27 protein-coding genes are annotated in these 25264 nt (G+C 66.7%); 13 read left to right on the top strand and 14 right to left on the bottom strand.

The window, feature by feature from the left end:
• Window positions 1-50: 50 nt before the first annotated feature.
• A complete protein-coding gene (locus ACN2C7_RS18780) occupies window positions 51-1010 on the top strand; it encodes a hypothetical protein (protein WP_419318991.1) in 960 nt (319 codons plus the stop codon).
• Between the two features lie 7 nt (window positions 1011-1017).
• Here ACN2C7_RS18780 and ACN2C7_RS18775 read toward each other — a convergent pair whose 3' ends face one another.
• The 3 genes from ACN2C7_RS18775 to rplU form a co-directional block, all read right to left on the bottom strand.
• The gene (locus ACN2C7_RS18775) at window positions 1018-1551 is read right to left on the bottom strand and encodes a GNAT family N-acetyltransferase (RefSeq protein ID WP_419318990.1); all 534 of its coding nucleotides are present in this window, start codon (window positions 1549-1551) and stop codon (window positions 1018-1020) included.
• Window positions 1552-1742: 191 nt separating this feature from the next.
• Window positions 1743-2012 carry a 50S ribosomal protein L27 gene (rpmA, locus tag ACN2C7_RS18770; RefSeq protein ID WP_419253999.1) on the bottom strand — a complete coding sequence of 90 codons (270 nt, stop codon included), beginning with the start codon at window positions 2010-2012 and terminating at the stop codon, window positions 1743-1745.
• A 32-nt stretch (window positions 2013-2044) separates the two neighbouring features.
• Entirely contained in the window at window positions 2045-2557 is a 513-nt protein-coding gene (gene rplU, locus ACN2C7_RS18765; protein WP_419254000.1) for a 50S ribosomal protein L21, read from the bottom strand.
• 198 nt (window positions 2558-2755) lie between these two features.
• Here rplU and ACN2C7_RS18760 point away from each other — a divergent pair, with 198 nt between their 5' ends.
• From ACN2C7_RS18760 to ACN2C7_RS18750, 3 genes are all read left to right on the top strand, one after another.
• Window positions 2756-3385 (top strand): hypothetical protein, encoded by a 630-nt coding sequence (locus ACN2C7_RS18760; protein ID WP_419318989.1) that lies wholly within the window; start codon window positions 2756-2758, stop codon window positions 3383-3385.
• 43 nt (window positions 3386-3428) lie between these two features.
• Entirely contained in the window at window positions 3429-4538 is a 1110-nt protein-coding gene (locus tag ACN2C7_RS18755; RefSeq protein ID WP_419318988.1) for a CobW family GTP-binding protein, read from the top strand.
• 82 nt (window positions 4539-4620) lie between these two features.
• Entirely contained in the window at window positions 4621-4782 is a 162-nt protein-coding gene (locus tag ACN2C7_RS18750) for a hypothetical protein (RefSeq protein WP_419318987.1), read from the top strand.
• Here the strand turns inward: ACN2C7_RS18750 and ACN2C7_RS18745 are convergent.
• From ACN2C7_RS18745 to ACN2C7_RS18730, 4 genes are all read right to left on the bottom strand, one after another.
• Window positions 4775-5917 carry an acyltransferase family protein gene (locus ACN2C7_RS18745; RefSeq protein WP_419318986.1) on the bottom strand — a complete coding sequence of 381 codons (1143 nt, stop codon included), beginning with the start codon at window positions 5915-5917 and terminating at the stop codon, window positions 4775-4777. The two genes, ACN2C7_RS18750 and ACN2C7_RS18745, sit on opposite strands and share 8 nt — an antisense overlap.
• Window positions 5918-5977: 60 nt before the next feature.
• Window positions 5978-7072: an endo-1,4-beta-xylanase gene (locus ACN2C7_RS18740; RefSeq protein WP_419318985.1), complete on the bottom strand. Its 1095-nt coding sequence runs from the start codon at window positions 7070-7072 to the stop codon at window positions 5978-5980.
• The gene (locus tag ACN2C7_RS18735; RefSeq protein ID WP_419318984.1) at window positions 7069-7905 is read right to left on the bottom strand and encodes a WecB/TagA/CpsF family glycosyltransferase; all 837 of its coding nucleotides are present in this window, start codon (window positions 7903-7905) and stop codon (window positions 7069-7071) included. The genes ACN2C7_RS18740 and ACN2C7_RS18735 overlap by 4 nt, the downstream gene beginning before the upstream one ends.
• 210 nt (window positions 7906-8115) lie before the next feature.
• Window positions 8116-8565: a biopolymer transporter ExbD gene (locus ACN2C7_RS18730; RefSeq protein WP_419318983.1), complete on the bottom strand. Its 450-nt coding sequence runs from the start codon at window positions 8563-8565 to the stop codon at window positions 8116-8118.
• Between the two features lie 222 nt (window positions 8566-8787).
• Here ACN2C7_RS18730 and ACN2C7_RS18725 point away from each other — a divergent pair, with 222 nt between their 5' ends.
• Window positions 8788-9819 (top strand): WD40 repeat domain-containing protein, encoded by a 1032-nt coding sequence (locus ACN2C7_RS18725; protein WP_419318982.1) that lies wholly within the window; start codon window positions 8788-8790, stop codon window positions 9817-9819.
• Between the two features lie 7 nt (window positions 9820-9826).
• On the opposite strand, the gene ACN2C7_RS18720 is transcribed toward ACN2C7_RS18725, so the two are convergent.
• Entirely contained in the window at window positions 9827-10489 is a 663-nt protein-coding gene (locus tag ACN2C7_RS18720; RefSeq protein ID WP_419318981.1) for a nitroreductase, read from the bottom strand.
• A 98-nt stretch (window positions 10490-10587) separates the two neighbouring features.
• Between ACN2C7_RS18720 and mtgA the strand changes: the two genes are divergently transcribed.
• Both mtgA and ACN2C7_RS18710 read left to right on the top strand, forming a co-directional pair.
• Entirely contained in the window at window positions 10588-11277 is a 690-nt protein-coding gene (gene mtgA, locus ACN2C7_RS18715) for a monofunctional biosynthetic peptidoglycan transglycosylase (RefSeq protein ID WP_419321502.1), read from the top strand.
• Window positions 11278-11304: 27 nt separating this feature from the next.
• A complete protein-coding gene (locus ACN2C7_RS18710; RefSeq protein ID WP_419318980.1) occupies window positions 11305-11850 on the top strand; it encodes a GNAT family N-acetyltransferase in 546 nt (181 codons plus the stop codon).
• 203 nt (window positions 11851-12053) lie between these two features.
• On the opposite strand, the gene ACN2C7_RS18705 is transcribed toward ACN2C7_RS18710, so the two are convergent.
• Window positions 12054-12869 carry a LytTR family DNA-binding domain-containing protein gene (locus tag ACN2C7_RS18705; protein WP_419318979.1) on the bottom strand — a complete coding sequence of 272 codons (816 nt, stop codon included), beginning with the start codon at window positions 12867-12869 and terminating at the stop codon, window positions 12054-12056.
• A 70-nt stretch (window positions 12870-12939) separates the two neighbouring features.
• Here ACN2C7_RS18705 and ACN2C7_RS18700 point away from each other — a divergent pair, with 70 nt between their 5' ends.
• On the top strand, window positions 12940-13491 hold the full coding sequence (locus ACN2C7_RS18700) for a DUF2306 domain-containing protein (protein WP_419318978.1): 552 nt from the start codon (window positions 12940-12942) through the stop codon (window positions 13489-13491).
• Window positions 13492-14644: 1153 nt separating this feature from the next.
• Here the strand turns inward: ACN2C7_RS18700 and ACN2C7_RS18695 are convergent.
• The gene (locus tag ACN2C7_RS18695; protein WP_419318977.1) at window positions 14645-16180 is read right to left on the bottom strand and encodes a formylglycine-generating enzyme family protein; all 1536 of its coding nucleotides are present in this window, start codon (window positions 16178-16180) and stop codon (window positions 14645-14647) included.
• A gap of 133 nt (window positions 16181-16313) precedes the next feature.
• Window positions 16314-17066, bottom strand: coding sequence for a hypothetical protein (locus ACN2C7_RS18690; protein WP_419318976.1), 753 nt, complete (start codon window positions 17064-17066; stop codon window positions 16314-16316).
• Window positions 17067-17432: 366 nt separating this feature from the next.
• On the opposite strand from ACN2C7_RS18690, the gene ACN2C7_RS18685 reads away from it, so the two are divergent.
• Complete coding sequence (locus tag ACN2C7_RS18685; RefSeq protein ID WP_419318975.1) at window positions 17433-18131, top strand: TetR/AcrR family transcriptional regulator; 699 nt, start codon at window positions 17433-17435, stop codon at window positions 18129-18131.
• Window positions 18132-18144: 13 nt separating this feature from the next.
• Here ACN2C7_RS18685 and ACN2C7_RS18680 read toward each other — a convergent pair whose 3' ends face one another.
• Window positions 18145-18741, bottom strand: a complete 597-nt coding sequence (locus ACN2C7_RS18680) for a DNA-3-methyladenine glycosylase I (protein ID WP_419318974.1) — start codon at window positions 18739-18741, stop codon at window positions 18145-18147.
• A gap of 55 nt (window positions 18742-18796) precedes the next feature.
• A complete protein-coding gene (locus ACN2C7_RS18675; RefSeq protein WP_419318973.1) occupies window positions 18797-19606 on the bottom strand; it encodes a YgfZ/GcvT domain-containing protein in 810 nt (269 codons plus the stop codon).
• Between the two features lie 134 nt (window positions 19607-19740).
• Between ACN2C7_RS18675 and ACN2C7_RS18670 the strand changes: the two genes are divergently transcribed.
• The 4 genes from ACN2C7_RS18670 to ACN2C7_RS18655 all read left to right on the top strand — a co-directional run bounded on the left by ACN2C7_RS18670 (window position 19741) and on the right by ACN2C7_RS18655 (window position 24439).
• A complete protein-coding gene (locus ACN2C7_RS18670; protein WP_419318972.1) occupies window positions 19741-20901 on the top strand; it encodes a glycosyltransferase family 9 protein in 1161 nt (386 codons plus the stop codon).
• Window positions 20902-21026: 125 nt separating this feature from the next.
• Entirely contained in the window at window positions 21027-21371 is a 345-nt protein-coding gene (locus ACN2C7_RS18665) for a YciI family protein (protein WP_419318971.1), read from the top strand.
• Between the two features lie 6 nt (window positions 21372-21377).
• A complete protein-coding gene (locus tag ACN2C7_RS18660) occupies window positions 21378-22610 on the top strand; it encodes an RNA polymerase sigma factor (RefSeq protein WP_419318970.1) in 1233 nt (410 codons plus the stop codon).
• Between the two features lie 32 nt (window positions 22611-22642).
• The gene (locus tag ACN2C7_RS18655) at window positions 22643-24439 is read left to right on the top strand and encodes a feruloyl-CoA synthase (RefSeq protein ID WP_419318969.1); all 1797 of its coding nucleotides are present in this window, start codon (window positions 22643-22645) and stop codon (window positions 24437-24439) included.
• A gap of 93 nt (window positions 24440-24532) precedes the next feature.
• Here ACN2C7_RS18655 and ACN2C7_RS18650 read toward each other — a convergent pair whose 3' ends face one another.
• On the bottom strand, window positions 24533-25222 hold the full coding sequence (locus tag ACN2C7_RS18650; RefSeq protein ID WP_419318968.1) for a lysoplasmalogenase: 690 nt from the start codon (window positions 25220-25222) through the stop codon (window positions 24533-24535).
• Window positions 25223-25264 lie beyond the last annotated feature (42 nt).

Here is a 25264-nt window from a genome sequence, read left to right as displayed (position 1 = left end):
CTCATGCAGCGAAACCACCGTTTTTGGCGCGGTGGACTGGGAGGCTGGCGTTGACGACGACACAGGGCTTTGGAGAGGAACTTGCGAAGGACCTGCGGGACCTGACGCTCCAGACGCTTTGCAAGAAGTACGCTGGTGAGGCCTCGATCCATCGCAACATTCTGATGAGCCGCGGCACCGGCGTGACCGGCACCTGGCGCGACTTCCGCGCCTTTCTCACCGATATCGGCGAGCGGCCCAGCCCTGATCATGGTCTGGTCCTGATCAACCGGCATGAGCGCACCTACGGCCCCGGCCGCGCGCGCTGGATGACCGCCGAGGAGCAGGCGGTCCATGAGGCCGAGTTCGACCGGGAGCGCGCTGAAAAGCAGCGCGAAGAGCAGCTCCTGATGCATCATGCCGCTGCGATGAAGCGCGCTAAGGATCCCAAGGCCGCCTCGTTTGGCCAGTGGACGCCCATGCAGGGCCAACAGGTGAGCTATGGCGACGTCGCCAAGAAGCTGAACATTCCGATTACGGCCCTGTCCAAGACCATGGCCGACGGCCGCTCGGCCGACGAACTGATCAAGCGCGCCTCGTCAGCCGGCGAACTGATCAATCAGGACGCCACCTGGCTGCCGCCGGACCCCAAGCGCAAGGCGGGCTTCTTCGAAGCCTTCCGGATCTGGCACATGCAGGTCCAGCCGCAGTTCAGCCGCGCCGCGACCCCGACCTTCCTGTTCCTGTATATCGCCCTGCCGGTGATGAAGCAGTGCCGGGACGAGCTGATGGAGCTGGATCTCTGGAACCCGCTGGGCCAAAGGGCGATGAGCGCGCGCGACGGCCACGCCGCATGGAAGAAGTACTGCGAGTTCATGCCCCGGGCGCAGGTGGCGCTGATGGAAATCCCCATCTACGCCACCTATTCGCTGCTCTCGGACCTGGACGCCCTGTGCGAGCGCATCGTCACGGCCGAAAAGCGGTTCCGCGAAGGCGCGCAGAAGGTTATCGCGACCCACCGCGCGGCTTAACCGCTCTCTAGGCCAGCCACACCATCATCCGCGTCGCCGCCGGTTCGCCGCGCGCGACCGACGGCTTCATCTCGACGACGCCCGTATAGAGAAAGCCGGCCTTGATCAGCACCTGGCCAGAGGCCGGATTGTCGGCGAAGTGGCCGGCGACCACCAGCCTCCTGCGCCAGTCCTGTTTGGCCCAGTGCAACGCGCCCTGACAGGCCTCGGTGGCCAGACCCCGACCCCAAAAGGGTTTTCCGATCCAGTAGCCGATCTCCAGTTGGCCGTTCGGCGGCGTGAACAGGCCCAGGACGCCAATGACGCCCTCGTCTTCCAGCTCGATGGCGAAGGTGTTGTCGCGGCGGCGATCCTGCGCCTGGCAGCGACCGACGAAATCCACGGCGTCCGCACGGCCATAGGGCCAGGGCATGCGCGTGGTCATGCGAGAAATCTCGCGGTCGCCGCCCAGGGCCGCCAGGCGCTGGACGTCGGACATCGCCGGCGCACGCAGCGTGATCCGCCGCGTTTCGATCTGGGGACTAATGTCGATGACGCACATCCGACGCCTCCCGGTTTCTCGGCCCCTCTTTGCTCGGGGACCGTGACGCCGCCATGGCGATTCGGTGCTTCATGGCGTCGCAGGCAAAACAAAAGCGGGGAGCCCGGCGTTTCCCGGACTCCCCGCTTAGGTTCGTCTGTCCGGGTCGTCTTCTCGGCTGAGAAGCACGACCCGAAAAAGTCGAGTGCGTACTACTCGGCGGGTTGCGCCTTGGGCGCTACCGTCACGTAGGTGCGGTCATGCTTCTTGGTCACGAACTTCACCGCGCCTTCGACGAGTGCGAAGAGGGTGTGGTCCTTGCCGATGCCGACACCGGCGCCGGGCCAGAACTTCGTGCCGCGCTGACGGATGATGATGTTGCCAGCGAGAACCTTCTCGCCGCCGAACTTCTTCACGCCAAGGCGACGGCCGTCGGAGTCGCGACCGTTGCTGGACGAGCCGCCTGATTTCTTGTGAGCCATCTTGCTCTCCTAATCTCTAGAGGCGCAGCCGCTTAGGCTTCGCCGTCTTCCGGGGCGGCTGCGGCCTTCTTCGGCGCGGCCTTCTTTTTCGGGGCGGCTTCAGCGACCGGAGCGGCCGACTTGGCGACCGGGATCGTGAAGGGGACAGCGGCGTCGCCGAGGCCACGAGCGCGGGCGTTCAGGATAACCTTGGGGGTCAGGTCGATGACGCCGTCCCACTTGGTTTCCGAACCAGCACCCGACACCGAGGTCACACGCACGACCGTTTCGGTCTGGCGGTGGCCGCGTGTGCGGCGATAGCCCTGACGGCGGATCTTCTTAAAGATCTTCACCTTCTCACCCTTGCGGGTTTCGATCAGGGTTCCGGAGACGACAGCGCCGTCCACCGTAGGGGCGCCGACCGTCACGGCCTCGCCTTCGCCAAGCATCAGGACTTCGCCGAAAGCGACTTCCGAGCCCGGTTCACCGTCGAGCTTTTCGACAACCAGCAGATCGCCGGCTTGGACCCGGTACTGCTTGCCGCCGGTTTTGATCACCGCGTACATAGGTTAGCGCCTTAAGAAACGTGCGTTCGCAAAATAGGGAACGCCCGCAAGGAAACCCGGCGGGCGAGGGGGCGGACTTATACAGCCGGCCGATCATGAGTCAACGGTCTGCGACAGATTCCCGACCATGAAACACTGACGGTCCACAGGACGGATTCGGGCTGGAACGTTACAATGTAACAGTATATAGCCGTCAGCGTGAATTCGACCTTCTTCGCCTCTATCGCCGCCACCGGTTTCGTCGTGGCTTTTCTGCATGCGGCCCTGCCAACCCATTGGCTGCCGTTCGTGCTGGTTGGCCGTGCTCAGAAGTGGTCCACGGGTCGTACGCTGGGTGTGACTCTGCTGGCCGGCCTTGGCCACGTAGGCCTGACCATCCTGCTGGGCCTGGCCCTGGTGGTCGCGGGCCTGGCCCTGCAGCCCAGCCTTGGCCACGTCTTTCACTGGATCGTCGGCGGGCTGATGGTGGCGGTCGGTATCTTCTATGTGGTGCGCGGGCGTCACAACCATGCCCTGCCCGAGGCCAGCAGGCGCACCTACGGCTCCGACAGGGCGGCTATCGCCGCTTTGGTCACCCTGCTGACCCTTTCGCCCTGCGAGGCCTTCCTGCCCTACTATCTGGCCGGCATGGAGCATGGTTGGCAGGCCTTTCTGCTGCTCAGCCTCGTGCTGATGGTGGCCACGGCCTCGGGCATGCTGATCTTTACCAGCCTCAGCCTGGCCGGCTTCAAGCGGCTGGGGCTGCAATGGGTCGAACGCTACGAGGAAACCATCCTCGGCGCGGCCCTGATTCTGGTCGGTCTGGCTGTGGCCTTCTTCAAGACCTGACAGCAGACTTCCGCCGGGGCGCGTGACCCCCTAAATAGCGGCCATGACCCAGACTCCCGCTCCTACCGGCAAGATCCCCGTCACCGTGCTGACCGGCTATCTCGGCGCCGGCAAGACCACCCTGCTCAACCGCATCCTCACCGAGGCGCATGGGAAGCGCTATGCCGTGATCGTCAACGAGTTTGGCGAGGTCGGCATCGACAACGATCTGGTGGTCGGAGCGGATGAAGAAATCTTCGAGATGAACAACGGCTGTGTCTGCTGCACGGTGCGCGGCGACCTGATCCGGGTTCTCTCAGGCCTGATGAAGCGGAAAGGCGGCTTCGACGCCATCATCGTCGAGACCACCGGCCTGGCCGATCCTGGCCCTGTGGCCCAGACCTTCTTCGTCGACGAGGACGTCAAGGCCCGCACCCAGCTGGATTCGGTCACCGCCGTTGTCGACGCCAAGCACATCATGCTGCGGCTGGGCGACAGCCGCGAAGCCGTCGAGCAGATCGCCTTCGCCGACCAGATCGTGCTGAACAAGACCGACCTAGTCTCGGAAGACGACCTGCGCCATGTCGAGGCCAGGATCCGCCGCATCAATCCGCTGGCTCCGATCCACCGCGCCCAGCGCTCGAACGTCCCGCTGGACGCCATCCTGGGCAAGCACAGCTTCGACCTGGAGCGGATCACCGATCTGGAGCCCCAGTTCCTCAATCCGGCCCACGGCGAAGCTGGCCATGTCCATGATGAGCACTGCAGCCATGACCATGGGCATGACCATGGGCACGTGCACGACGAGCATTGCGGGCATGATCACCACGGTCACGACCATCATCATGGCCATGACCAGGCCAGCGCCATCCACGATGACGGCGTCAAGGGGATCTCCCTGACCCTGGACAAGCCCGTGGACGGCCAGAAGATCACCGTCTGGCTCAACGACCTGCTGGCCCGTCGCGGCCCCGACATCCTGCGCGCCAAGGGCATCATCGACGTCCAGGGCGAGGAGCGCCGCCTGGTCTTCCAGGCCGTGCACATGATCCTGGAAGGCGACTTCCAACGCCCCTGGACCGACAAGGACAAGCGCTACAGCCGCATGGTCTTCATCGGCCGCGATCTGGACGAGGCCGAGCTGAAGGCCGGCTTCGAGGCCTGCGCGGCCTAACTGGCCCGAGCCTTGCCATCCTCACTCCAGAACACCGGCGTTCCGAACCAAATTGGAACGCCGGCCTCGAGGAGCGGGGAAGATGACGAAGATTCTCGACGCAACCGGTCGTATGGCCACGGGTCTGGGCCTGGCCGCCAGCGTGCTGGTGTGGCTGCTGATGCTACCGCTGTGTGCGGTGGCCTTCGTGCTGGCCTCGGCTTTCGGGCCCCCGACGGACCGTCAGGCTCGGGAAGCTAGCTGACCGCCTCGGCCGCGCGGTCCGGGGGGATCCGCGCGGCGTTCGACTCGGGCGCGCGTTTCGGCGTGACCCAGGGCTTGAGCTTCTGGGCGGGTGTGAAGACGAAGCGGTAGCTGAGCTCGGCGAAGATCCACGACAGGGTGACCACGAAGGGCAGGGCCTGCAGCTGGGTGATCCGGGGGGCGTTCTCGATGATTCCCGTGAAGCCCACGATCATGCCGCCCAGGGTCAAGGCCAGCATGTGCCAGAGATAGGCGGCATAGGACCGCCGACCCATCCAGCGCAGCGGCGCGATCTCCAGAAGCTTGACCAGACCGCCCAGTTGCGGGGCGACAACCAGCGGCAGGACGATGCCGACCAGGGCCAGGCCCTGGACTGAATAGCGCAGGGTCTCGCGGAAGACCGGGTCGCGATAGGCCAGGGACGCCAGCATCAGCGCGCAACCGGTCCCGAAGACCAGCCAGGCGCGCCGCTTCACGAAGTTCATGGCCGCGGGCCAGGCGCGGTCGATGACTGCGGCCAGGCAGCCCCAGGCAATCGAGTCGATCCGGCTCTCGGTGGACTTGTAGGTATAGACCTCGGGAACATGCAGCACGGTCAGGGCGTAGGTTCGCCAGACGGCCGCCCCGATGATCGCCACCAGAAACAGCACCGCCATGCGCCGTGGAACAAAGCCGCACAGCAGCAGGGCCAGCGGCATGACGAGATAGAAGTGCTCCTCGACCGCCAGCGACCACAGATGGCCGGTCACGGCGCAGTTGGCGCAGTCGCCCATCCCGCTGATGATGTAATAGTTGGTCCAGTAGGTCAGGCCGGCCAGGGCCTGCAGGGGCTGCATCGGCTGGTTCAGCAGTGGGCCGACGATGAAGGTCAGCACCAGCAGAAGCACCAGCATCTCGGGCAGCAGGCGCAGGGTCCGGCGGCCGTAGAAGCGCAGCAGGTCGACGCCGCCGTTGGCGTCGCGCTCGGCCCACAGCAGGCGGGTGATCAGAAAGCCGCTGATGAAGAAGAAGATGGTCACGCCCATCCCGCCGGGGATCAGATCGCCCAGGCCCACATGGCCCAGGATCACCATGCTGACCGAGGCCGCCCTCAGCCCGTCCAGGCCGGCGACATAGTCCTTGTGATGACCGCTCATGGGCGACCCCTCCGCGCAACGTGCGGTCGAAGCTAAGGCCCTAGTCTTAAAAAAACGGGATCAACGGCCCTGGAGGACGTCGACCAGGGTCCAGAAGGTTTCCTTCGGCTGGCCCATGTCGTCGAACAACAGCGGCTGGTCGGTCTTGTCCTTGACCCAGCTGGCGTTGCGCAGCCACGAGTCGGCGTCGCGGACGCCCCAGATGGTGAAGGCGAACTGCTGCTTTTCGGGCAGGGCGACGAAAGACTCCATCGCCTCGCGATACAGGCGCAGCTGGCTGGCCTGCTTCTCGGCCTTCGATTTCAGGCTGACGCCTTCGGTCTGGAACGAGACATCGATCTCCGACAGGTGGATCGGCAGGCCCAGGCTGGCCAGATCGCGCATGGCCTCGGTGATCTTGCCCGGCGGCAGGTCGACGTCGATGTGGGTCTGGTTGCCGATGCCGTCGATCTTCACGCCGCGCTTCAGCATGTCCTCGATCAGCTTCAGGAAGGTCCGCCGCTTATGCGGCTTGCTCTCCAGATGGTACTCGTTGACGAACAGCAGGGCGTCGGGATCGGCGGCGTGGGCCTCTTCGTGGGCCCGGATGAAGTGGCCTTCCTGCCCCAGATTCTCGGTCCAGAACGATTCGCGCAGGGAAACGCCGTCGTCAGCGACCGGCTCGTTGACCACGTCCCAGCTGCGCGCCAGGCCCTTGTAGCGACCCGCGACCGCCTGGATGTAGCTGGCATAGGCCCTGTCGAAGGCCCGCTTGTCGCCGACCAGTTTCTGGAAGGCGATCGGCTTGTCGATGTACCAGATCAGGGTGTGGCCATGCAGGGCCTGGTTGTTGGCCTTGCAGAAGTCGGCGATGCGATCACCGCCCTCGAAGCGCAGGGAGCCATCCTGTTGCAGGATGTACTCCATCTTCATTTCGAAGCCGGCGGTGATCTGCGAGAACTGGCTGCTGGCCGCAGCGTCGAAACCGGGGCGGCCAAACTCGTCCGAGACGATCTCCGTCCCGATCCGGAACGGCGCCAGGTCGCGCAACAATGGCACAGGTCCGTTGCGGACCGGCGAGGCGGGATCGGCCGAAGCGCCCTTGCCGCAGGCGGCCAGCGCCAGGGTCGAGGCCAGCAGCGACCGTCGTGACAGTCGTCCGGCCGCCGGGATCATCGCAGGACGCCGCGCGGTTCGGCGGCGGTGACGGGCGAGTTGACCTGGGCCGCCGCGACGCCCAGGGCGAGGACAGCGAACAGCATGGCGCATTCCGCATAGCGCACGGCCAGGCGGCGCGGGTCGTTGGCCAGGCGCCAGAACCATTCCAGCTTGCCGCGCTGCATCCACTGCGGGGCGCGGCGCGCCTGGCCGGAGATGAAGTCCAGGGCGGCGCCGACGCAGATGAAGCCCACGCCCGGGCAGCGGGCGGCCAGGGCGTCCGCCAGGATCTCCTGCTTGGGCGCGCCCAGCGAGACAAAGCAGATGCGGGCGTCGGAAGCGTTGATGCGCTGGGCCATCGCGTCGAGATCCATGGCGGCCAGCATGGCCGGGCCATTGCCCGCAGGCAACATCGGAGCTTCAGCGCCGGCGATCTTCAGACCCTGGAAGCGCTGGGTGAGCTTTTCGAGCGCGCCGACCTGGGCCTTGGGGCCAGGACCGACAAAATAGACGCCCAGATTGCGCTCAGCGGCGGCGCGGCACAGGGGCTCGACCAGATCGGCGCCCGTGGCGCGCTCCAGCTTGGCGTTCTTGCGGCCGGCCAGCCACACGACAGGCCAGCCGTCGGCGGTAACATAGGTGGCGCGGCGATAGACGGCCCGGAAGGCGTCATTGGAGGCCAGCTTGACCAGGTGGTCGAGATTGACGGTGAAGAGCGTAAAGCCTTCGCCGCGCTCGGCGCGACGGACGGCTTCATCGGCGGCGGTGGCCAGGGTCGGCAGGTTGATCCGCACGCCTTCGATCGAAACGCCTTGGGGGGCGGATTTCGCCTGGTTCCACTCGCTGAGCATTCGGCTCTCCCTGGTCTCCGCCGGGGGGCCGCTCCTGTCCGGAAACGGGACGCCCCAGGCCTCTTGGGAGGGACGGTTTCAAACGTCGTGCCGCACGCGACCGCCGGCTCGCCCGGCGCGCGTTTTCTGCTGAAGGGAAGAGTGCAAAGAAAAAACCCCGGAAGCGGTGCTTCCGGGGCTCTTCGAATTTCAGGCTGTCGCCGAAGATCCTTAGTGGATGTCTTCGTTGATCAGACCGACCTTGTACCAGCCGGCGGTCTGCAGCTGGTTCAGCACACCCATGAAATCGGCGTACAGCACGTCGGCGTCAGCGCGGATCATGACGCGCTGGTCGTCCTTCGGGCCAGCCTGATCAGTCGCGGTGAACTTGGCGTCCAGATCGAACTCGAGATTGTCGAGGCTGGTTTGCTTGTCCGCGATGAACAGCGCGCCCGACTTCTGGATCGAGATGAACACCGGCTCTTTCGGCTTCGGGGCGTTGGGCGGCGGGATCGTCGCCGGGGGGAGGTCGACCTTGATCGCGACGGTGGCCATCGGCACCGCGACCATGAAGATAATCAGCAGAACGAGGAGGATATCCACGAAAGGCGTGACGTTGATTTCGGAGTTCTGATTCAGGGAGTAGCGACCACCGCCACCACCAGAGAGTTTAGCCGCCATAGCCTGACTGTCTCCCAAGGGCCGCGTCACTCGCGGTCCCGCAATTGTTAGGTCGCCACGTCTGGCTCAGACGGACGAGGAAGTAAAGCCCGACGTGGCGGCGCTATGGCAACTCCTTTTTGAGTCTTTCTGGCCGAACAGCGTTCGCCCCCGTCGGGGCGCCGGGCGACGTCGGGCGCCATCCGGCTAGGCGCCAGGGCCCTGTCGGGGTATGGCGCGGGCATGATTTCTTCCTTCGACGCCTTTGTCACCGCTGCCCTTTTCGACCGCGACGGTCGCGCCGGCTTCGCCCTGGGCGACGGCACGGTTCGGCTGGAGACCGATGACGGCTATGTCACGGTGGAAGCCCATGGCGGGCCCATGGGTGGCGCGGTTCTGAGCGCCGTCGTGCACCCCTCAGGTCAGGGCCTGGTCACCGGCGGCGACGACGGCCGTGTGGTCTGGAGCCGAATCGAGGGGGGCGAGGTGGTCGCCACCGTCCTGGCCGAGGTGAAAGGCAATTGGATCGAGCATCTGGCCGCCAGTCCCGCCTCGGGGCTGATCGCCTTCACCGCCGGTCGCGAGGCCCATGTGCTGGACATCGCCGATCCCGCCTTTTCCCGGGTCTTCGCCCACGAAAAGACGGTCTCGGGTGTGGCCTTCGATCCCAAGGGCCGGCGCCTGGCCACGGCGGCCTATGGCGGCGCCCAGCTGTGGTGGGCGAAGATCGCCGAGCAGAAGCCGCAGGTCCTGAAATGGGCCGGCAGCCACATCGCCGTCGCCTTCAGTCCGGACGGCAAGTTCCTGGTCTCGTCGATGCAGGAGAACCAGCTGCACGGCTGGCGTCTGTCTGACGGCAAGGACATGCGGATGGGCGGCTATCCGGCCAAGATCAAGAGCGTGGCCTTCTTCGACAAGGGCGCCCTCCTGGTCACGGCCGGCGCCAATGGCGCGGTGGTCTGGCCGTTCGCCGGGGCCAGCGGCCCGATGGGCAAGGAAGCCGCCGAGATCGGCTTCTCGCGTGATTCGATGGTGGTCCGGGTGGCGGGTCTCGAAGCCCTGCCGGTCGCGTTCGCCGGCCAGGACAACGGCAAGATCTGGGCGGCGCACATGCGCAACGGCCGGATCGAGACCCTGAAGGCCGAGAAGGGCGCCGCGATCAGCGCCCTCTCGGTATCTCCAGATGGTCAACGCCTTGCCTGGGGCGACGAGGACGGCGAGGCGGGCGTGATCACGATCCCGGACATCACCGGTCCGCGCCAGTTCGCGGGCTAGGGGACGCTCAGAACCCCTTCAGCTCGCCCCACGCCTCGAACGGGTCGCGGCGCGAGCGCCAGTTGTTCACCGGCGCGGTTTCGTCGCGATAGCCCAGGGCCATGCCGGAAAACAGCATGTGGCCCTCGGGCAGGCCGACATGTTGGTCGACCACCTGGTGATAGTGCGACCAGAACTCCTGGGCGCAGGTGTCTAGACCCCGCTCGACGGCCAGCAGCATCAGGGTCTGCATGAACATGCCCAGGTCGCTCCACTGCGGCGGGCCGCAGCGGCGGTCGACCGAGAAGAACAGCAGCACCGGGGCGCCAAAGCCCTGGCCGTTGCTGGCGAACCACTGGAGACGAGCAAGCTTGTCTTCGCGCGGGATGTTCAGCGCGCCATAGAGGTCCTCGCCCACCTGGAAGCGCCGGCTGCGCAGGGGCTCCCACAGGTTGGCGGGATAGACGTCGTATTCGGGGGTGTCGGGCGAGGCCACGCGCTGCTGCATGGTTTCCAGCAGGGCGGCGCGCGGGGCGCCGGTGATGGCCTGAACCCGCCAGGGCTGGAGGTTGCCGCCGGACGGCGCGCGGGCGGCGGCTTCCAGGAGCTCGCGCAGCACGGCGGCGTCCACCGGATCCGATTTGAAGGCGCGCACCGACATGCGGCGGTTGACGGCGTCTAGGACATCCATGCCAAAGCTCCCTGGGCAGGTCGATCATGCCCCCGCGACAGGGACGTTGTCAGTCGCTAGCATCCGGCCGCAGCGTCAAGACAAGTCGGTTTGGTGATATTCGGGGGCGATCCGTGAAGCTGGTGCGGAATATCTTTCTGGCGCTGTTCATCGTGCTGGTGGCCGGGCCGGTGCTGGCGGTGATCGTGTTCCGCTTTGTGCCGCCGCCGGTAACGCCGCTGATGGTCATCCGCGCCGTCGAGGGCAAGGGCCTGGACCATCGCTGGCGGTCGATCGACAAGGTCTCGCCGGCCCTGCCCCGCGCCCTGATCGCCGCCGAGGACGCCAAGTTCTGCGACCATCATGGCTTCGACTTCGAGGCCCTGCAGAAGGCCTACGCCAATAACGAGAAGGGCCGGAAGATCCGCGGCGGCTCCACCATCAGCCAGCAGACCGCCAAGAACGTCTTCCTGTGGCCGGGGCGCTCCTATGTCCGCAAGGGGCTGGAGGCCTGGTTCACGGTGCTGATCGAGACCTTCTGGGGCAAGAAGCGGATCATGGAGGTCTATCTGAACTCCATCGAATACGGCCCTGGCATCTATGGGGCCGAGGCCGCCTCGCGGCGCTATTTCGGGATCGGGGCCGACAAGCTGTCCTCCGCCCAGGCCGCGCGCCTCGCCGCCATCCTGCCCAGCCCGCTGAAGTGGAAGGTGGTCAAGCCGGGCAAATATGTCGCCAAACGCTCGCGCAAGATCACCGCGGCGTCTGGAACCGTAAGACGCGAGGGCCTGGCGGCCTGCGTCGTCTGAAGACGAGACGTCAGGGAAGGACACATCATGCGCGTCGCACCGGGTCCCACGCTTGAAACCCAGCGGCTCATCCTGCGTCCCACCGCCGAGGGGGATCTGGAGGGCTGGGCCGGGATGATGGGCGACGCCGAGGCGGCGCGGTTCATCGGTGGCCTGCAGCCCCGTTCCAGCGCCTGGCGCGGCATGGCCTCGATGGCCGGGTCCTGGAGCCTGAAGGGCTTTGGCATGTTTTCGGTGATCGAGAAGTCGAGCGGCCAGTGGCTGGGCCGGATCGGCCCTTGGCAGCCCGAGGACTGGCCCGGAACCGAGGTCGGCTGGGGCCTGACCCGCGCCGCCTGGGGCCAGGGCTATGCCGTCGAGGCCGCGACCGCGACCATCGACTGGGCGTTCGACCAGCTGGGCTGGGATGAGGTCATTCATTGTATCGACCCGGAGAACACGCCCTCCCAGAAGGTCGCCGAGCGGCTGGGCTCGTACAACAAGGGACGGGGCCAGCTGCCCGCGCCGTTCGCCGACCATGTCATCGACATCTGGGGCCAGACCCGGGATGAGTGGCGGGCGCGGCGGAGGTAGAGAGAGAATCGTTTCCAGCTGAATCATCCTTCGAATCCGCTCTCCCCGGCGAAAGCCGGGGCCCAGATTCAGCCAGAGCGTTTGGGGATGACGCGCCTTCCGACCCTGCCAGAACGCTCTCGGCCCAGGGTTCGATCTGGGCCCCGGCTTTCGCCGGGGAGAGCGGAGTTTGAGACGTTGGTTATGTCCGAAATCATCCTGCCCTAGAACCACCCCGCCTCCCGCAACGCCTTGGCATAGGCCCGGCTGACCGGCGCCTCGACCCCGCCCTGCAGGGTCAGGGTCGCCCGGCCGTCGCCGCGCCGGGCGTCTTCCACCGCATCCCTCGCCACCCACCAGGAGCGGTGGGTCTGGGCGCCTTCGATGCCTTCCAGCTCGGCGATGGCGTCGGACAGGCGCATCAGGATCAGGTCGTCACCCTTTGAGGTGTGCAGGCGCAGATAGTGATCCTGCGCCTCGACGGCGCGGACCTGCGCGCCGCGCAGTCGGGGCGGCAGGCGCTCCAGGAAGCGCGGGGCCGGCGCGCCGAGGGCGGCGGCGTGGGTCTCGGGCGGCCTGCGTTGGACCAGGAAGTTCAGCCCGGTCATGCCCGCCGTCACGATGAACACTGGGGCCAGATAGACGGGCAGGGCCTGCAGGCGTGGCGGGCCGTGGAACATCAGCTCGGTCACCAGCCAGACGACGACGGTGAACGGCAGGGTGATGCCGATGGCGACCAGACTGCCATACAGCCAGGGCCGGGCGTCGGCCCGGCCGTCGCGGCCGATCAGCTGGCTGACGCCCGTGCCGACCACCGCCCCAGCCAGGCACAGGCCGACCCAGTAGACCAGCCTCAAGGGCAGCGGCGCCTGGTCGGATCCGAACGCCCCGATCAGGGCCAGGAACAGGCCGGCGAAGGCCGAGACCAGGAAACCGCGCCGGGCGTCCGGGCTGGTCAGCGCCAGTCGCGAAGCGTGAACGGCGTCGGCCAGCCGTTCACGAAGCAAGGGCGGCGACTGACGCAACGACGATTGAGGCACGGGTCGGAGAGCTCCAGGGATGAGGTGTCGACGGCCCCCGTCGATGGAGGGCGTCGCGATGGAGATGAAGATGGCCGATCAAAACATGTCAATGCGCCGGGCCACCCTGGGCGGCCGTTTGGGCGTTCTGGCCCTGGGTCTGGTCACCCTGGCCATCCTGGCGGCCAATCCCGCCGTACTGGCTGCGCCGCTTCGCGTTCTGGAGCGCGCCGGCTTTCAGCCCCATGCGCCGGACCTGTCGCTGCTGGCCGCCGCGCCGCTGGTCATCCAGCTGCACATCGCCGGCGCCGTGACCGCCTTCCTGATCGGCGCGGTGCTGCTGACCGGGGTCAAGGGCACGGGCCTGCACAAGGGGCTGGGCTGGACCTGGGTGGCCGCCATGACCCTGACGGCGATCAGCTCGCTGTTCATCCAGACCATCCGCCCGGGCCATTTCAGCTTCATCCACCTGATCAGCGGCTGGACCCTGATCGCCCTGCCCATGGCCATCTTCGCCATCAAGCGCGGCAAGGTTCGCCAGCATGCGCGCAACATGACCGGGATGTTCGTCGGCGGCCTGCTGATCGCCGGCCTGTTCACCTTCATGCCGGGCCGGCTGATGTGGCGCGTGTTCCTGGGCTGAGGGCGCGGCTTTCCGGCTTCACGCGGCTTGCCGCTGAAGGGATGGGAAGGGCTGCGGAGCGTCCGGGCCTCGCCCGGAGGATTGGGATAGTGATTACCGTTTCGACGAAGACAGACGCTCCGCGCAGTCGTTATCCGGTGAGCCCTCGGGGCGCGGGGTTTTAACCCGCTTCCGACGTTAGGCCCCCGACGGGTGGAGGGGATAGCGACCCCGTCCAGACCGCATGGGCGATTTCAGCCCATGCCTGTTGCGACATCGCCGCTCGCATCCTCGGGTCGATGTCGGCGGCGAACGGTCAGGGTGGGCCAGGCCACCTTGGCGACGAGGGTCACCCCTTAAGACCGTTGGCCAGCCAACACCCGCTGACACTGGCGGCGAGTGCTTCCCGCTCGACCACCCCTGACAGCCGCAACGGTCGCCGTACGTGCGCCCTTCCTGTGCTGTCAGGTGAGATTGATTATGCAGGCGGTTTCGGCGCGTCTGATGGGCGCGATCAACTATTTCACAAGTGGTTGATCTGGCTTGAGTTTGTTCTGGAAAGAACGGGGATTGAGCGCGGTGTATCCCCGTAAGTCCTCCCCCTGAAGGGGGAGGCGGCCGGAGGCCGGTGGGGGAAGACCGCAAGGACTCAGCAGCACTACCCCCTCCGATCACTTCGTGATCGCCTCCCCCTTCAGGGAGAGGACTTGGGAGCGCGCCCCGCCCCCCTTCGCGCCGAAGGGAGCCATCCTTGAATCTCACGGCGAGACGATCGCCGGTCTGTCCAGGTCACTCAAGGCCGGCCCTTCGGGCCGCCGCGTCGTGGCTGGCCGCAGGCCAGTGTCGGCGGACCCGCCTGGACAGACCCGCACGGCTGCAGCCTCCAGGAGATTTAAGGGTGAGCGGGACGTGGGGGCGTCCGCTTGTGTGAGGAAACGCAAGGTGTGCTTTCGACCCATTGGGGCCATTCGGCATTTCACGAAGGTCGGCAACGGTGGAGATAGATTTGAGATCGAGCGCGTCGCGCTGGAAAACCTCAAGGTCGCTTCAGGCCCATCCTTAAGAGCCGCAATTCACACCCTAAACCGTTCCTGTCGGGCCAATGCGGCGCTGATCGTAAGGTCACGCTTGATCTGACCTAGTCTTGCGCGCCCATACCCTTAATACTTGGTCCCTAATGTGGAAGAGTTCGCGCTATCCGAAATCCAAGGTTATCACTTCTGTCACCAACGTCCATGCTACGACTTGCAGAGCGGGCTTCACTATTCCCACTGTGATAAGCTCCGCCGCGGGTGACGTGAAAGAGGCACTCGCCGTTGATAAAGGCTGAGCCGTCGGTGGGGTGAGCGGGTGACCGCGTCGCATAACAGTCTTCGACCCACTCTTCTACATTGCCTATCATATCGTAGAGACCAAAGGCATTGGGCGCAAAACTACCGACAGGCGACATCGATTTGTCATCCCATTCGCTGCCACAATAGGCGCAGTTGGCGTTATTGACGCCTATCTTATCGCCCCACGGGTAGATCGTCTTGGAGCCGGCACGCGCCGCATATTCCCATTCCGCCTCTGTCAGCAGGCGATAGCTCTGCCCTGTCTTGCGGCTCAGCCAGGCGGCATAGGCCTTGGCGTCTTCCCAGCTTATGCCGACCACGGGGCTGGCGGCGGCGTCAAAATATAGCCCCGGACGCTCATAGGGATTGTTCGGAGCCAAGGGGTCAGCCTTGGCATTGGGATCGAGCAGGGGGCCAACCTCAGGCTTGGCTTCCTTCCATTCCGGGAGCCTGCAACCCCCGGCGGCAACGCAGCCAAGATAGTCATGCACCGTGACCGGATACTGGCCAACGGCGAACGGGTATCCAATGCGAACGGGATGCCGGATTTCATCAGGTCCCGCATTCCGATCCGTCGTGGGCGACCCCATGATGAACTTGCCGGCGGGGAGCGCGACCATCTCCGGACCGTAACCACCCCCGATCAAGGTATCCCGAAAGCGCCTAGAGGAGACTCGCGCGCCCGATGCGGCGGCAGACATCGCGACCTCGGGGCCGTTAGGCGTCTTAATCTTTGGAAAGGGCAGATTCTCTGGCGCCGCCACTTTGTCAGACAGACTCCAGTTACCGCACCCCGCTACGAAATTCTTGAGAACATTTTCCGGGGGAAGATTGGGCGTGATGAGCGATTCACCGACCTCGACCGTTAGCTTTTTGGACGATTCCAGATCTTTGAGGAACGCCGCGGTGAAGGGAATAGATAAGTAAAAGCTGTTGTCCCCTTTGAATAGATCGACTTTCTCGGAATAGACTTTAGCCTGTATTTCATTGCTGCCGTCACCCAAATAAAGCCGACCCTTTTTTGGCATACCGGTTACCGTATTTGAAGAACGGCCGACAACAGTGAAGTCACCATCAGAGCAAGCGAACAGGAGGTATTGGCCAAGTCCGTCATCCCAAGACATTGTTTGGTCATCATTGTTCGGGCCAGAGTCCCAGTCGCCCTCCCTCACAATTTCTCCGGGATTTGGGGTTTGCGCCACAGGGGCCGCGCCCTTCGCATTTTTCCCGGGACTTGGCGCTTGCGCCTTTGCACCCGCTGGGTTGCAACCGCTCAACGCTACGCACGCTGCGATGACCAAGGTTAGCCCAAGGCGCGACACTGTCGAAACCTTGGCTTCAGGAATACGAGGCGCGTGGCCAGCAAACTTTATCATGTATACTCACCAAAAACCCTCATCGCGAGGGATCCGAAGACCCACGTCATCTGAGGTTTGACGTCCAGATAAACACCGGACGCCCCCTTACATTTCTAAGGTCGCAATGCTGGAAGGTAAGGCTTCAAATCGCCTAGAGATTGCCCGGGTCATTGAAGTAATTGAGCGAGAGGGCCAGCAGGGCGCAGGCCGTCCGGTTGGGGTCACCCGCCTTTGGCAGGTAAATCGTCTTTTTCCAGCCGACAAGACTGATCGCGCACACGTCCACGCCCCCTCGGCTGAACACATAGCCAAGGACGCCCGGGCTCGCGATCAACTTGGTGTCGACCTGACGCGTTTCCGCCTTCAAGACGATGTCACCAAAGGTGAACTCACCGGCGCGCTGCGGCTGCTCCAGGGATTTCATGAGGCCGGGTTCGGACAGAGCCAGGTCGAAAGCTGTTCCCGCCGGTACGCCGCCGCCGACATAGTCGCAGTGATAGCCGAGTTTTGATCGCTTGAACGCAATCCACGTCAGACCTGCGCGCGCCTGTCCACCCGTGCATGTCACATCGACGCGCTCCGTCTGCCCGGGCAGCATGACGGTGAACTTGTTATCATATTTCTTTTTGACACTGCTGTAGGCGCCGTTGAGGACACTAAACCCCGAGGTTCGCTCAACTGTCAGCCCTCCTGTGCCCGTAAATTCGCCCAGGGCGTAGTTGGCTTTCCCCAGCTTGCCGCCGCCGGTCTTCTCGACGTGGAGTTTTTCGGTGTTGTCCAGCCAGGAGGCAGCGGCCGGCGCCGCCATTGCCGCCGATGCAGCACTCACCGCCAATATCGTTGCGGCCACCGCAGCCAGCTTAGCCTTGATTGATGTCATGTTCCCCTCGGGAAATGTAAACAATTGAACACAAGGCAATCATCCTTGGCATCTAACAGCCTAGTATGGTTAATATCCATCGAATGCAAAGATCATTTCGATCAGAGGCGAGAATATCTGGTTCACTACACCTTTGCGCAGGCTCGCCTTCTCCTGTGCTTCCTGTGAAGTCTTCGTCAGGCGTCACGCTCGATGCGGATCGCCTTCAAGACGGACTCACCGAACGCCTCGCGGCGAACGTCTCCTAACCACCCATAACCGCCGTTCAGCACGTCCGCTGTCACCGCCTATCAGCGCTCGACCGTGCTCCGCGCAGGGCCTTCCGCCTTGCCACGCTCCCCTGGATGCGCCATCCGGGGGCAGCGCAATCAAGGCAGGCACGAGAGTCGAATGACCGCAGCCAAGCCCCGCGCCCGTCCCGGCGGGCGGGGTCGACCGTCCAAGGCCAAGGGCCTGGACCTGAAGGAAACCATCCTCGACGCGGCCGAGGGCCTGTTCGCGCGTCACGGCTTTTATGGCGTGACCACCCGGCAGGTGGCGGCCGAGGCCGGGGTCGATACGGCGCTGATCCACTATTATTTCGGGGCCAAGCGCGAGCTGTTCGACGCGGTGTTCCTGCGCCGGGCCGAGATCCTCAACCAGGCGCGCCTGGCCTCGATGGACCTCTATGTGAAGACCCATGCCGGGGCCATGACGGTGGAGGGCGTGATCGAGGCCTTCATCGAGCCGCTGCTGCGGATCTCCCAGGACGGCGGGCGGGGCTGGAAGAACTATTTCGTGCTGGTCGCCCAGGTGAACAACACCCCGGTCTGGGGCGGCGAGACCATGACCCGGTTCTTTGATCCGGTGGTCCATCGGCTGGTCGAGACCTTGAAGGCGGCGCGGCCGGACGCCGACTATGGCGATCTGTACTGGTGCTACCAGTTCCTGACCGGCTCGATGATGCTGGCCCTGTCGGAGACGGGTCGGATCGACTCGCTGTCGGACGGCGAGTGTCATTCCACCGATCTGGAGGCGGTGCGCCGCCGCCTGTTTGCCTATTGCGCCGCCGGTTTCGAGAGCGTGATCGCCCGCGCCGCCAAGGGGTAGGTGATCGGCAACGCTAGCCCTGCCGCGCCATCGCCCGACACGCGTCATGCCGGTAACAGGTCGTCAGGTGATCGTTGACTAGCCCCGTCGCCTGCATGAACGCATAGACGATCACCGGCCCGCAGAACTTGAAGCCCCTGGCCTTCAGCGCCTTGGCCACCTCATCGCCCAGCGGCGTGCGGGCCGGCGTGCCGGTCTGGCTGGTCCAGGCGCTTTGCACCGGGGCGCCGCCGACCATGCCCCAGAGCAATTGGCTGAGATCCTCGCCGCGCTCGCGCATGTCCAGGTAGATCCGCGCCCCGCTGATCGCCGCGTCGATCTTGGCGTTGGAGCGGACGATGCCGGCGTCGGCCATCAGCCGCGCCCGGTCGGCCTCGCCAAAGCGGGCGACGATCTCGGGGTCGAAATCGGCGAAAGCGGCCCGGAAGGCGTCGCGCTTGCGCAGGATGGTGATCCACGACAGGCCGGCCTGGAAGCCGTCGAGGACGAGCTTTTCCCAAAGGGCGCGGGAGTCGTACTCGGGCACGCCCCATTCGTCGTCGTGATAGGCCTCATAGACGGGGTCACCCGCCATGCCCTTCCAGGTGGTGCAGCGTTGCAGCTCGGTCATGCGGTCAAGCTTGGCGCAACCGCGCGGCGATTTCCAGAACTTTTCGTGAACAGGCTCAGGCGGCGGGCATCCAGCCGGGCCAGTCGACGCTGACCGGTCGCCCGTCCACGGTGAGGCCGCCGGCTTCGATGCGGTCCAGCCGCAGGCTCGTCATGGCGCGGCCGTCTCGACCCGACAGCACCTCGCCGGCCCGGAGTTCGCCCGCCAGGATCTCGGCGCCGAAGGCGGGCGGGGGACCGTCGAAGGTGATCGGCAGCATGCGGGTCTTGATCGTGCCGCGTCGCTTCATGCGGCTGGTGGTTTCCTGGCCGACAAAACAGCCCTTCTTGAAGTCGATGCCGTTCAGCAGGTCGAAATTGGCCTCAATCGGATAGGTCTTGTCGCTGAGCCAGTCGGCCGGACCCGGGACGCCCAGGGCCAGACGGTGAGCGTCATAGGCGTCCTCGTCCGCCGTCGGGTCTGCGGCCAGGCCGTAGGCGCGGGCGCCCAGCTGCGGCGCGCGCGGGTCGCGATAGACGCCTTCATCGGCCTTCAGGGTCTCGTCGGCCGGCCACAGGGCGGTGACGGTCAGGTCGCTGGCGGCGATCTCGACCTTGGCCCGCAGGCGATACATCGTCAGGCGCAGGATGATGGCCTGGCGATGCTGGGTCGCCACGTCCAGAAGGGCGCCGCCTTCCGTTCCGGCGATGAACAGGTCGTACAGCAGCCGGCCCTGCGGGGTGAGGATGGCGCCCAGGCGCAGCTCGCCGACCGCCAGGGTCTCGACATCCTGGGTGATCAGGCCCTGCAGGAAGGATCGCCAGTCGGGGCCGCTGACGGCGATCACGGCGCGGGACGTCAGGCGGGCGAGGGCGGGGCTGGTCATGCCTCAGATGTGGCGCCGCAGGGTCGCGGGCGCCACCCCCCTCGGCGGGCCTTGCCGGACGGCGCGACCCATTTGGAAAGCTGAGCCGTTATAGCGGGATGCGCCATCGGGCCGTTGGCCCTATACATGCGCCGATGACACAGCGGGCCTTCCCGATTCTTTTCATCACCGCCACGCGGATCGGCGACGCTGTGCTGTCGTCCGGCCTGATCCGCATGCTGGCCGACGAAATTCCCAATGCCCGCTTCACCATCGTCGCCGGCCCCCTGGCCGCGCCGCTGTTCGCCCATGTGCCCGGCCTGGACCGGGTGATCGTCATGGAGAAGAGCAAGGGCAAGGGCCACTGGTTCAAGCTGTGGAACCAGGTGCGCCACAAGAAGTGGAGCCTGATCGTCGATCTGCGCGGTTCGGGCACGGCCCTGTTCCTGCGCCGCGACAAGCGGGCGATCTGGAAGAAGGTCCCCGGCGAGGTCGTTCACAAGGTGATCGACGCTGCCCGGGTGCTGAAGCTGGAAGGCGCGCCGCCGGCTCCGCATCTCTACATCACCCCCGAGGTCCAGGCCCTGGCCGACCAGATGCTGGCGACCAAGCCGGGCGAGGTCGCCGGACCCCTGCTGGCCATGGGTCCCGCCGCCAACTGGGTGGGCAAGGTCTGGCCGATCGAGCGCTTCGCCCAGACGGCCGGCCAGCTGCTGGGTCCCGACGGCCCGATGGCCGGCGGCCGCCTGCTGATCCTGGGCGGCCCCGAAGACACCCGCATGGTCGAGGAGCTGCGCATGGCCTCTGCGCGCGGCCGCTGCGTGGACCTGACGGGCAAGGTTGATCTGCTGACCGCCTATGCCTGCCTGAAACGCGCCGACCTGTTCATCGGCAATGATAGCGGCCTGATGCACATCGCCGCCGCCGCCGGCACGCCGACCATTGGCCTGTTTGGCCCCTCCGACGAGCGCCGCTACGCCCCCTGGGGGCCGCTGACCCGCGCCGTGCGGGGGCCTCGCGCGTTCGAGCAGTTCCTGGCCGTGGATCCCGACCTGTCGCAAGCCATCCGCCACATGAGCGACCTGCCGGTGGCGACCGTGGTCAAGGCGGCCAAGGCGCTGCTGGCCGAGGCGAAGACGGCGGGGGAGGCTCCGGCGGTGGTCGAGGCAGAACCGGAAGCGGTCGCGCCGGACGTCGCCGCCGAGGCCTTCGAGCCGGAGATCATCCTGCCCGCCGCTCGCCCGTCGGAGACCGAGGTCGAGGCGGCCGAGCCGGAAGCCGTCGATCCGCAGGCCGAGAGCGGCCCCAACCCCTAGCCGCGATCCCCGCGTCTTGCGGCGCCCCTCGACATTTCTCCCGGTCCCCTGTCGAATCCCGCCGACCTCGCGCGTCTGGGCCCTGAAGGCGGCGCGTGTTGCGCTAGCCCGCTGGGAGACCCGCCATGAAGTACATGCTGCTGATCTATGAGAACGAGGCCAACTACGCCGGCGAGGCGGGTGAAAAGCTGCTCGCGGATATCATCGCCGGACACCACGCCTTCACAGCGGAACTTGTCGCCTCGGGCATCGACTGGAGCGGCTCGGAACTGGCCCCGACCTTCAGCGCCGCCACGGTGGGCAAGGACGGCGTGGTCCATGACGGCCCGTTCGCCGAGACCCATGAGCAGCTGGGCGGCTACTACATGGTCGATGTGGCCGACCGCGAGGCGGCGGTCGGCTGGGCGCGCAAGATCCCGCTGTCGCCCGGCGGCAAGGTCGAGGTCCGGCCGACCGGACCGAACTGCTAGGCGCTGATGCCCGATCCAGGTCTCCTCGACCGGGTGGCGCGCGAGAGCGGCGGGCGGATCATCGCCTATCTGGCCGCCGGTTTCCGCGATCTGGACCTGGCCGAGGAGGCCTTTGCCGAGGCCTGCGCCCGGGCCGTCCCGGCGTGGGCCCAGGCCGAGCCGCGCGATCCGGCCGCCTGGCTCTACGCCACCGCTCGGCGCTACGCCCTGGACATGATCCGTAGGCGAACGGTTCGCGAAAGACTGGCGCCTGACCCGCCCGCGCCGGAGCGCTCGGCCGAAGACAGGCTGGTGTCCGACGACGCCCTGATCCCCGACGAGCGGCTGAAGCTGATCTTTGTCTGCTGCCATCCGGTCGTGCCGCCCGAGGCCCGCGCCGCCCTGACCCTGCGGCTGGTCTGCGGCTTGAGCGTGCAGGAGATCGCCCGGGCCTTTCTGGTGTCGGAGCCGGCCCTGTTCCAGCGCCTGACCCGCGCCAAGAAGAAGATCGCCCAGGCCGGCGTCGCCTTCGAGGCGCCCGGTCCGGAAGCCTGGCCCGAGCGGCTTTCCGCCGTGCTCTCGACCCTTGAGGTCGCCTACGCCAGGGCCCACGGCGACGCGGCCGGGGCGGGGCCCCACGCCGGCTATGCCCGCGAGATGCTGGACCTGACGGCGGTGCTGGTCGAGCTGTTGCCGGACGAGCCCGAAGGCCTGGGGCTGGCGGCCATGGTGCGCTACGCCGAGGCGCGGCGTCCGGCCCGGCTGGACGAGACCGGCGCCATGGTTCCCCTGTCGGAGCAGGACCCGGCCCTGTGGCGCAGGCCCCTGATCGCCGAGGCCGAGCGCCTGCTGCGCCGCGCCGCCGACCTGGAGCGCCCGGGGCCCCGCCAGTTGCAGGCGGCGATCCATGCGGTCTGGTGCGGCCGCAGGAGCCTGGCCGAGCCGCCGCGCTGGGCCGCCGTGCTGCGCCTCTATGACGCCCTGCTGGTCTGGCGCGACGATGCGGTGGTGCGGCTGAACCGCGCCGTCGCCCTGGCCGAGGTGGCCGGTCCGGAGGCGGCCCTGGCCCAGGTCGAGGGGCTGGATCCGGCCGGGCTGACGGCGTTTGCGCCCTTCCATGCCGTCCGCGCCGACCTGCTGGCCCGGCTGGGCCGGCCCGGCGCGGCGCGCGAGGCCTATGACAGCGCCTTGGCCCTGGATCCGGGTCCCGCCGAGCGGCTTTGGCTGCAGCGTCGCCGCGCCGCGCTCGCAACGGATTGAACAACCGTATGAGGCGCGGGATAACAGCGCCCATGGACGGATCATCTGCCGCTACGGCCCCCTTTCGCGACGCCCGCTATGCGCCGCGCGCCCTTGAGTTCGAACAGCGCGGCGTCGCGCTGATCCTGCGCAATCCCATGCCCTATTCCGACGCGGTCCAGACCGTGACCGCGCCCCTGGCCCGCTGGTCCGTCGAAGCGCCTGACCGGGTCTGGCTGGCGGAGCGGGCCAATGGGGGCGAGGGCGAGGGTTGGCGGACCGTGACCTTTGCCGAGGCCAGGATGAAGATCGAAGCCCTGGCCGGCGGGCTGAAGGCCCTGGGCCTGGGTCCGGGCAAGCCGCTGCTGATCCTGGCCCGCAACACCATCGACCACGCTCTGATCGGCTATGCCGCCATGAGCCTGGGCGCGCCGATCTCACCGGTGTCGCCGCAGTACGGTCTGGCGGGCGCCGACCTCTCGCGGCTGGCTTTCGCGGTCGAGCGGCTGAAGCCGGCGGCGGTCTATGCCGATGACGCGACCGCCTTCGCGGGGGCGCTGGAGGCGCCGTTCCTGGCGGGGTTGCCGGTGATCGCCAGTCTCAATCCGGCCGGCCACCACATCCCGTTCACCGATCTGCTGGACGCCCCGCCCGTGGCGCCGCTCTGCCGGCCCGCTGACGTCGCCAAGCTGCTGCTGACCTCGGGCTCGACCGGCAAGCCGAAAGCGGTGATCTGCACCCACGCCAATATCGCGCTGAACGCCGCCCAGATCGAGGCCTGCTACGCCGACCCCGAGCCGCCGGTGCTGGTCAATTCCGCGCCGTGGAGCCACAGCCTGGGCGCCAACGCCATCCTGCACATGGTGCTGCACCGGGGCGGGACGCTGTATATCGACGCCGGCCAGCCCACGCCCGCGCGCTTTGCCGAGACCCTGCGCAATCTGCGCGAGGTGGCGACCACCTATCACAACATGGTCCCGGCCGGCTGGGGCCTGCTGGTCGGCGAGCTGGAGCGTGACGCGGCCCTGGCGGCGAAGTTCTTCGAGAAGGTCCGGGTGCTGCAATATGGCGGCGCCTCGATGGCCCAGTCGATTCTCGACCGCATCCAGGCCGTGGCGGTGCGCACCATCGGCGAGCGGGTCAGTTTCGCGGCCGGCTATGGCGCTACCGAGACGGGGCCGACCGCCTGCAACATCCATTGGCACAACGCCCGCTCGGGCATGGTCGGCCTGCCGACGCCGGGCACGGCGGTGAAACTGGTGCCAGCGGGCGACAAGTTCGAGATCCGGGTCAAGGGACCGCAGGTGTCGCCCGGCTATCTGGATCAGCCCGAAGCCACCCGCGACGCCTTTGATGACGAGGGCTTCTACTGCCTGGGCGACGCCGCGCGGCTGGCCGATCCCGAAGACCCGGCGGCGGGTCTGGTGTTCGACGGGCGCCTGGTCGAGAACTTCAAGCTGGCCAGCGGCACCTTCGTGGCGGCCGGGGCCCTGCGGGTGGCGGCGGTGTCGGCGATCGGCGGCGTGGTGTCTGACGCCCTGGTCTGTGGCGAGGGGCGCGATGGGGTCGGGCTGATGCTGTTCATCGATCCCACCGCCGCCGGGCGACTGGGTGATGCGGCCGCCGTGCGTGCGGCGGTGCGCGAGGGGCTGGAGCGGCTGAACGCTGCAGCCAAGGGCGGCGGCAAGGTGGCCCGCGCCCTGATCCTCGACGGCGCCCCGGACGCCGCCTCGGGCGAGCTGACCGACAAGGGCTATATCAATCAGGCCCTGGCCCGCGACCGGCGCCCTGTCGAGCTGGAGCGATTGTTCGCCGAGGCGCCGGATGACGGGGTGATGGTGTTTCGTTGAACATCCGCTCTCCCCGGCGAAGGCCGGGGCCCAGATCGAACCCAGAGCGCCTCGCGTTTTGACGAGGCCGTTGAGCGCGTTATCCCCAAAGGCTCAGGCTGGATCTGGGCCCCGGCCTTCGCCGGGGAGAGCGGGAGATTTTGCCAGCCCCTCCACCACCCCCACGCAGATCAGCAACTGCCCGAAATAGTACAGCCCCCACACGCCCAGCCCGGTCAGGAAATTGTCCGGCAGCGGCCCCGACCGCGCGAAGATCAGCAGGTCGGAGACCACGAACATCACCGCCCCGATCCCGACGCGAAAGCGGTGAAAGCGGCTGGTCCAGGCGGTGGCGGCCATCAGCGACAGGCCCAGGGCGTAGAAGGCCACGCCCGGCGCGCCGGCCCGGTCGGCAGGCAGCAGCCAGGCGATGGTGACGGTGGCGGGAACCAGCACGATGGCCAGGGCCAGCTGGCTGCGCGACAGGCTCGGCCGGCGATTGCGCAGATAGAGGCCGATGGCGATCAGGTGTCCGGCCAGGAAGGCGATCGCGCCCACCGTCAGTCCGGCTGCGCCCAGCAGCACGTCGCCCAGCGCGCCGAACGCCATCACCGCGACCACCAGCCAGCCGTCCAGATCGCGCGCCTTGAGGGCCGCATAGACGGCCAGCAGGCTGACGCCCAGGCCCTTCCAGGTGAGTTCGGCGGCCTGCGGCAGGCCCAGGCCCCAGGCGGCGACATAGCTGACCCCCGCCAGGATCGAGGCGATCAGCACCCAGCGGGCCAGATTAGTGGATTGCGTCATGGTCGTCCCCTCGCCGGCTCGTTCTGTGGCGAGGCTTCGGCG

This window comes from Caulobacter sp. ErkDOM-E (assembly GCF_048541895.1).
In the GTDB taxonomy this organism is placed as follows: Bacteria; Pseudomonadota; Alphaproteobacteria; order Caulobacterales; family Caulobacteraceae; genus Caulobacter.
This window is presented reverse-complemented; position numbering and strand designations above follow the sequence as displayed.

Bases quoted from the DNA above. Each gene is read 5' to 3' on its own strand.
- ACN2C7_RS18755 (WP_419318988.1), top strand. From the start codon at position 3,429: ATGACCCAGACTCCCGCTCCTACCGGCAAGATCCCCGTCACCGTGCTG.
- ACN2C7_RS18730 (WP_419318983.1), bottom strand. From the start codon at position 8,565: ATGGCGGCTAAACTCTCTGGTGGTGGCGGTGGTCGCTACTCCCTGAAT.
- ACN2C7_RS18720 (WP_419318981.1), bottom strand. From the start codon at position 10,489: ATGGATGTCCTAGACGCCGTCAACCGCCGCATGTCGGTGCGCGCCTTC.
- ACN2C7_RS18670 (WP_419318972.1), top strand. From the start codon at position 19,741: ATGACACAGCGGGCCTTCCCGATTCTTTTCATCACCGCCACGCGGATC.
- ACN2C7_RS18750 (WP_419318987.1), top strand. From the start codon at position 4,621: ATGACGAAGATTCTCGACGCAACCGGTCGTATGGCCACGGGTCTGGGC.
- ACN2C7_RS18665 (WP_419318971.1), top strand. From the start codon at position 21,027: ATGAAGTACATGCTGCTGATCTATGAGAACGAGGCCAACTACGCCGGC.
- ACN2C7_RS18675 (WP_419318973.1), bottom strand. From the start codon at position 19,606: ATGACCAGCCCCGCCCTCGCCCGCCTGACGTCCCGCGCCGTGATCGCC.
- ACN2C7_RS18740 (WP_419318985.1), bottom strand. From the start codon at position 7,072: ATGATCCCGGCGGCCGGACGACTGTCACGACGGTCGCTGCTGGCCTCG.
- rplU (WP_419254000.1), bottom strand. From the start codon at position 2,557: ATGTACGCGGTGATCAAAACCGGCGGCAAGCAGTACCGGGTCCAAGCC.
- ACN2C7_RS18700 (WP_419318978.1), top strand. From the start codon at position 12,940: ATGGCCGATCAAAACATGTCAATGCGCCGGGCCACCCTGGGCGGCCGT.
- ACN2C7_RS18775 (WP_419318990.1), bottom strand. From the start codon at position 1,551: ATGTGCGTCATCGACATTAGTCCCCAGATCGAAACGCGGCGGATCACG.
- ACN2C7_RS18745 (WP_419318986.1), bottom strand. From the start codon at position 5,917: ATGAGCGGTCATCACAAGGACTATGTCGCCGGCCTGGACGGGCTGAGG.
- ACN2C7_RS18685 (WP_419318975.1), top strand. From the start codon at position 17,433: ATGACCGCAGCCAAGCCCCGCGCCCGTCCCGGCGGGCGGGGTCGACCG.
- ACN2C7_RS18695 (WP_419318977.1), bottom strand. From the start codon at position 16,180: ATGATAAAGTTTGCTGGCCACGCGCCTCGTATTCCTGAAGCCAAGGTT.
- rpmA (WP_419253999.1), bottom strand. From the start codon at position 2,012: ATGGCTCACAAGAAATCAGGCGGCTCGTCCAGCAACGGTCGCGACTCC.
- ACN2C7_RS18650 (WP_419318968.1), bottom strand. From the start codon at position 25,222: ATGACGCAATCCACTAATCTGGCCCGCTGGGTGCTGATCGCCTCGATC.
- ACN2C7_RS18710 (WP_419318980.1), top strand. From the start codon at position 11,305: ATGCGCGTCGCACCGGGTCCCACGCTTGAAACCCAGCGGCTCATCCTG.
- ACN2C7_RS18725 (WP_419318982.1), top strand. From the start codon at position 8,788: ATGATTTCTTCCTTCGACGCCTTTGTCACCGCTGCCCTTTTCGACCGC.
- ACN2C7_RS18660 (WP_419318970.1), top strand. From the start codon at position 21,378: ATGCCCGATCCAGGTCTCCTCGACCGGGTGGCGCGCGAGAGCGGCGGG.
- ACN2C7_RS18655 (WP_419318969.1), top strand. From the start codon at position 22,643: ATGGACGGATCATCTGCCGCTACGGCCCCCTTTCGCGACGCCCGCTAT.
- ACN2C7_RS18735 (WP_419318984.1), bottom strand. From the start codon at position 7,905: ATGCTCAGCGAGTGGAACCAGGCGAAATCCGCCCCCCAAGGCGTTTCG.
- ACN2C7_RS18680 (WP_419318974.1), bottom strand. From the start codon at position 18,741: ATGACCGAGCTGCAACGCTGCACCACCTGGAAGGGCATGGCGGGTGAC.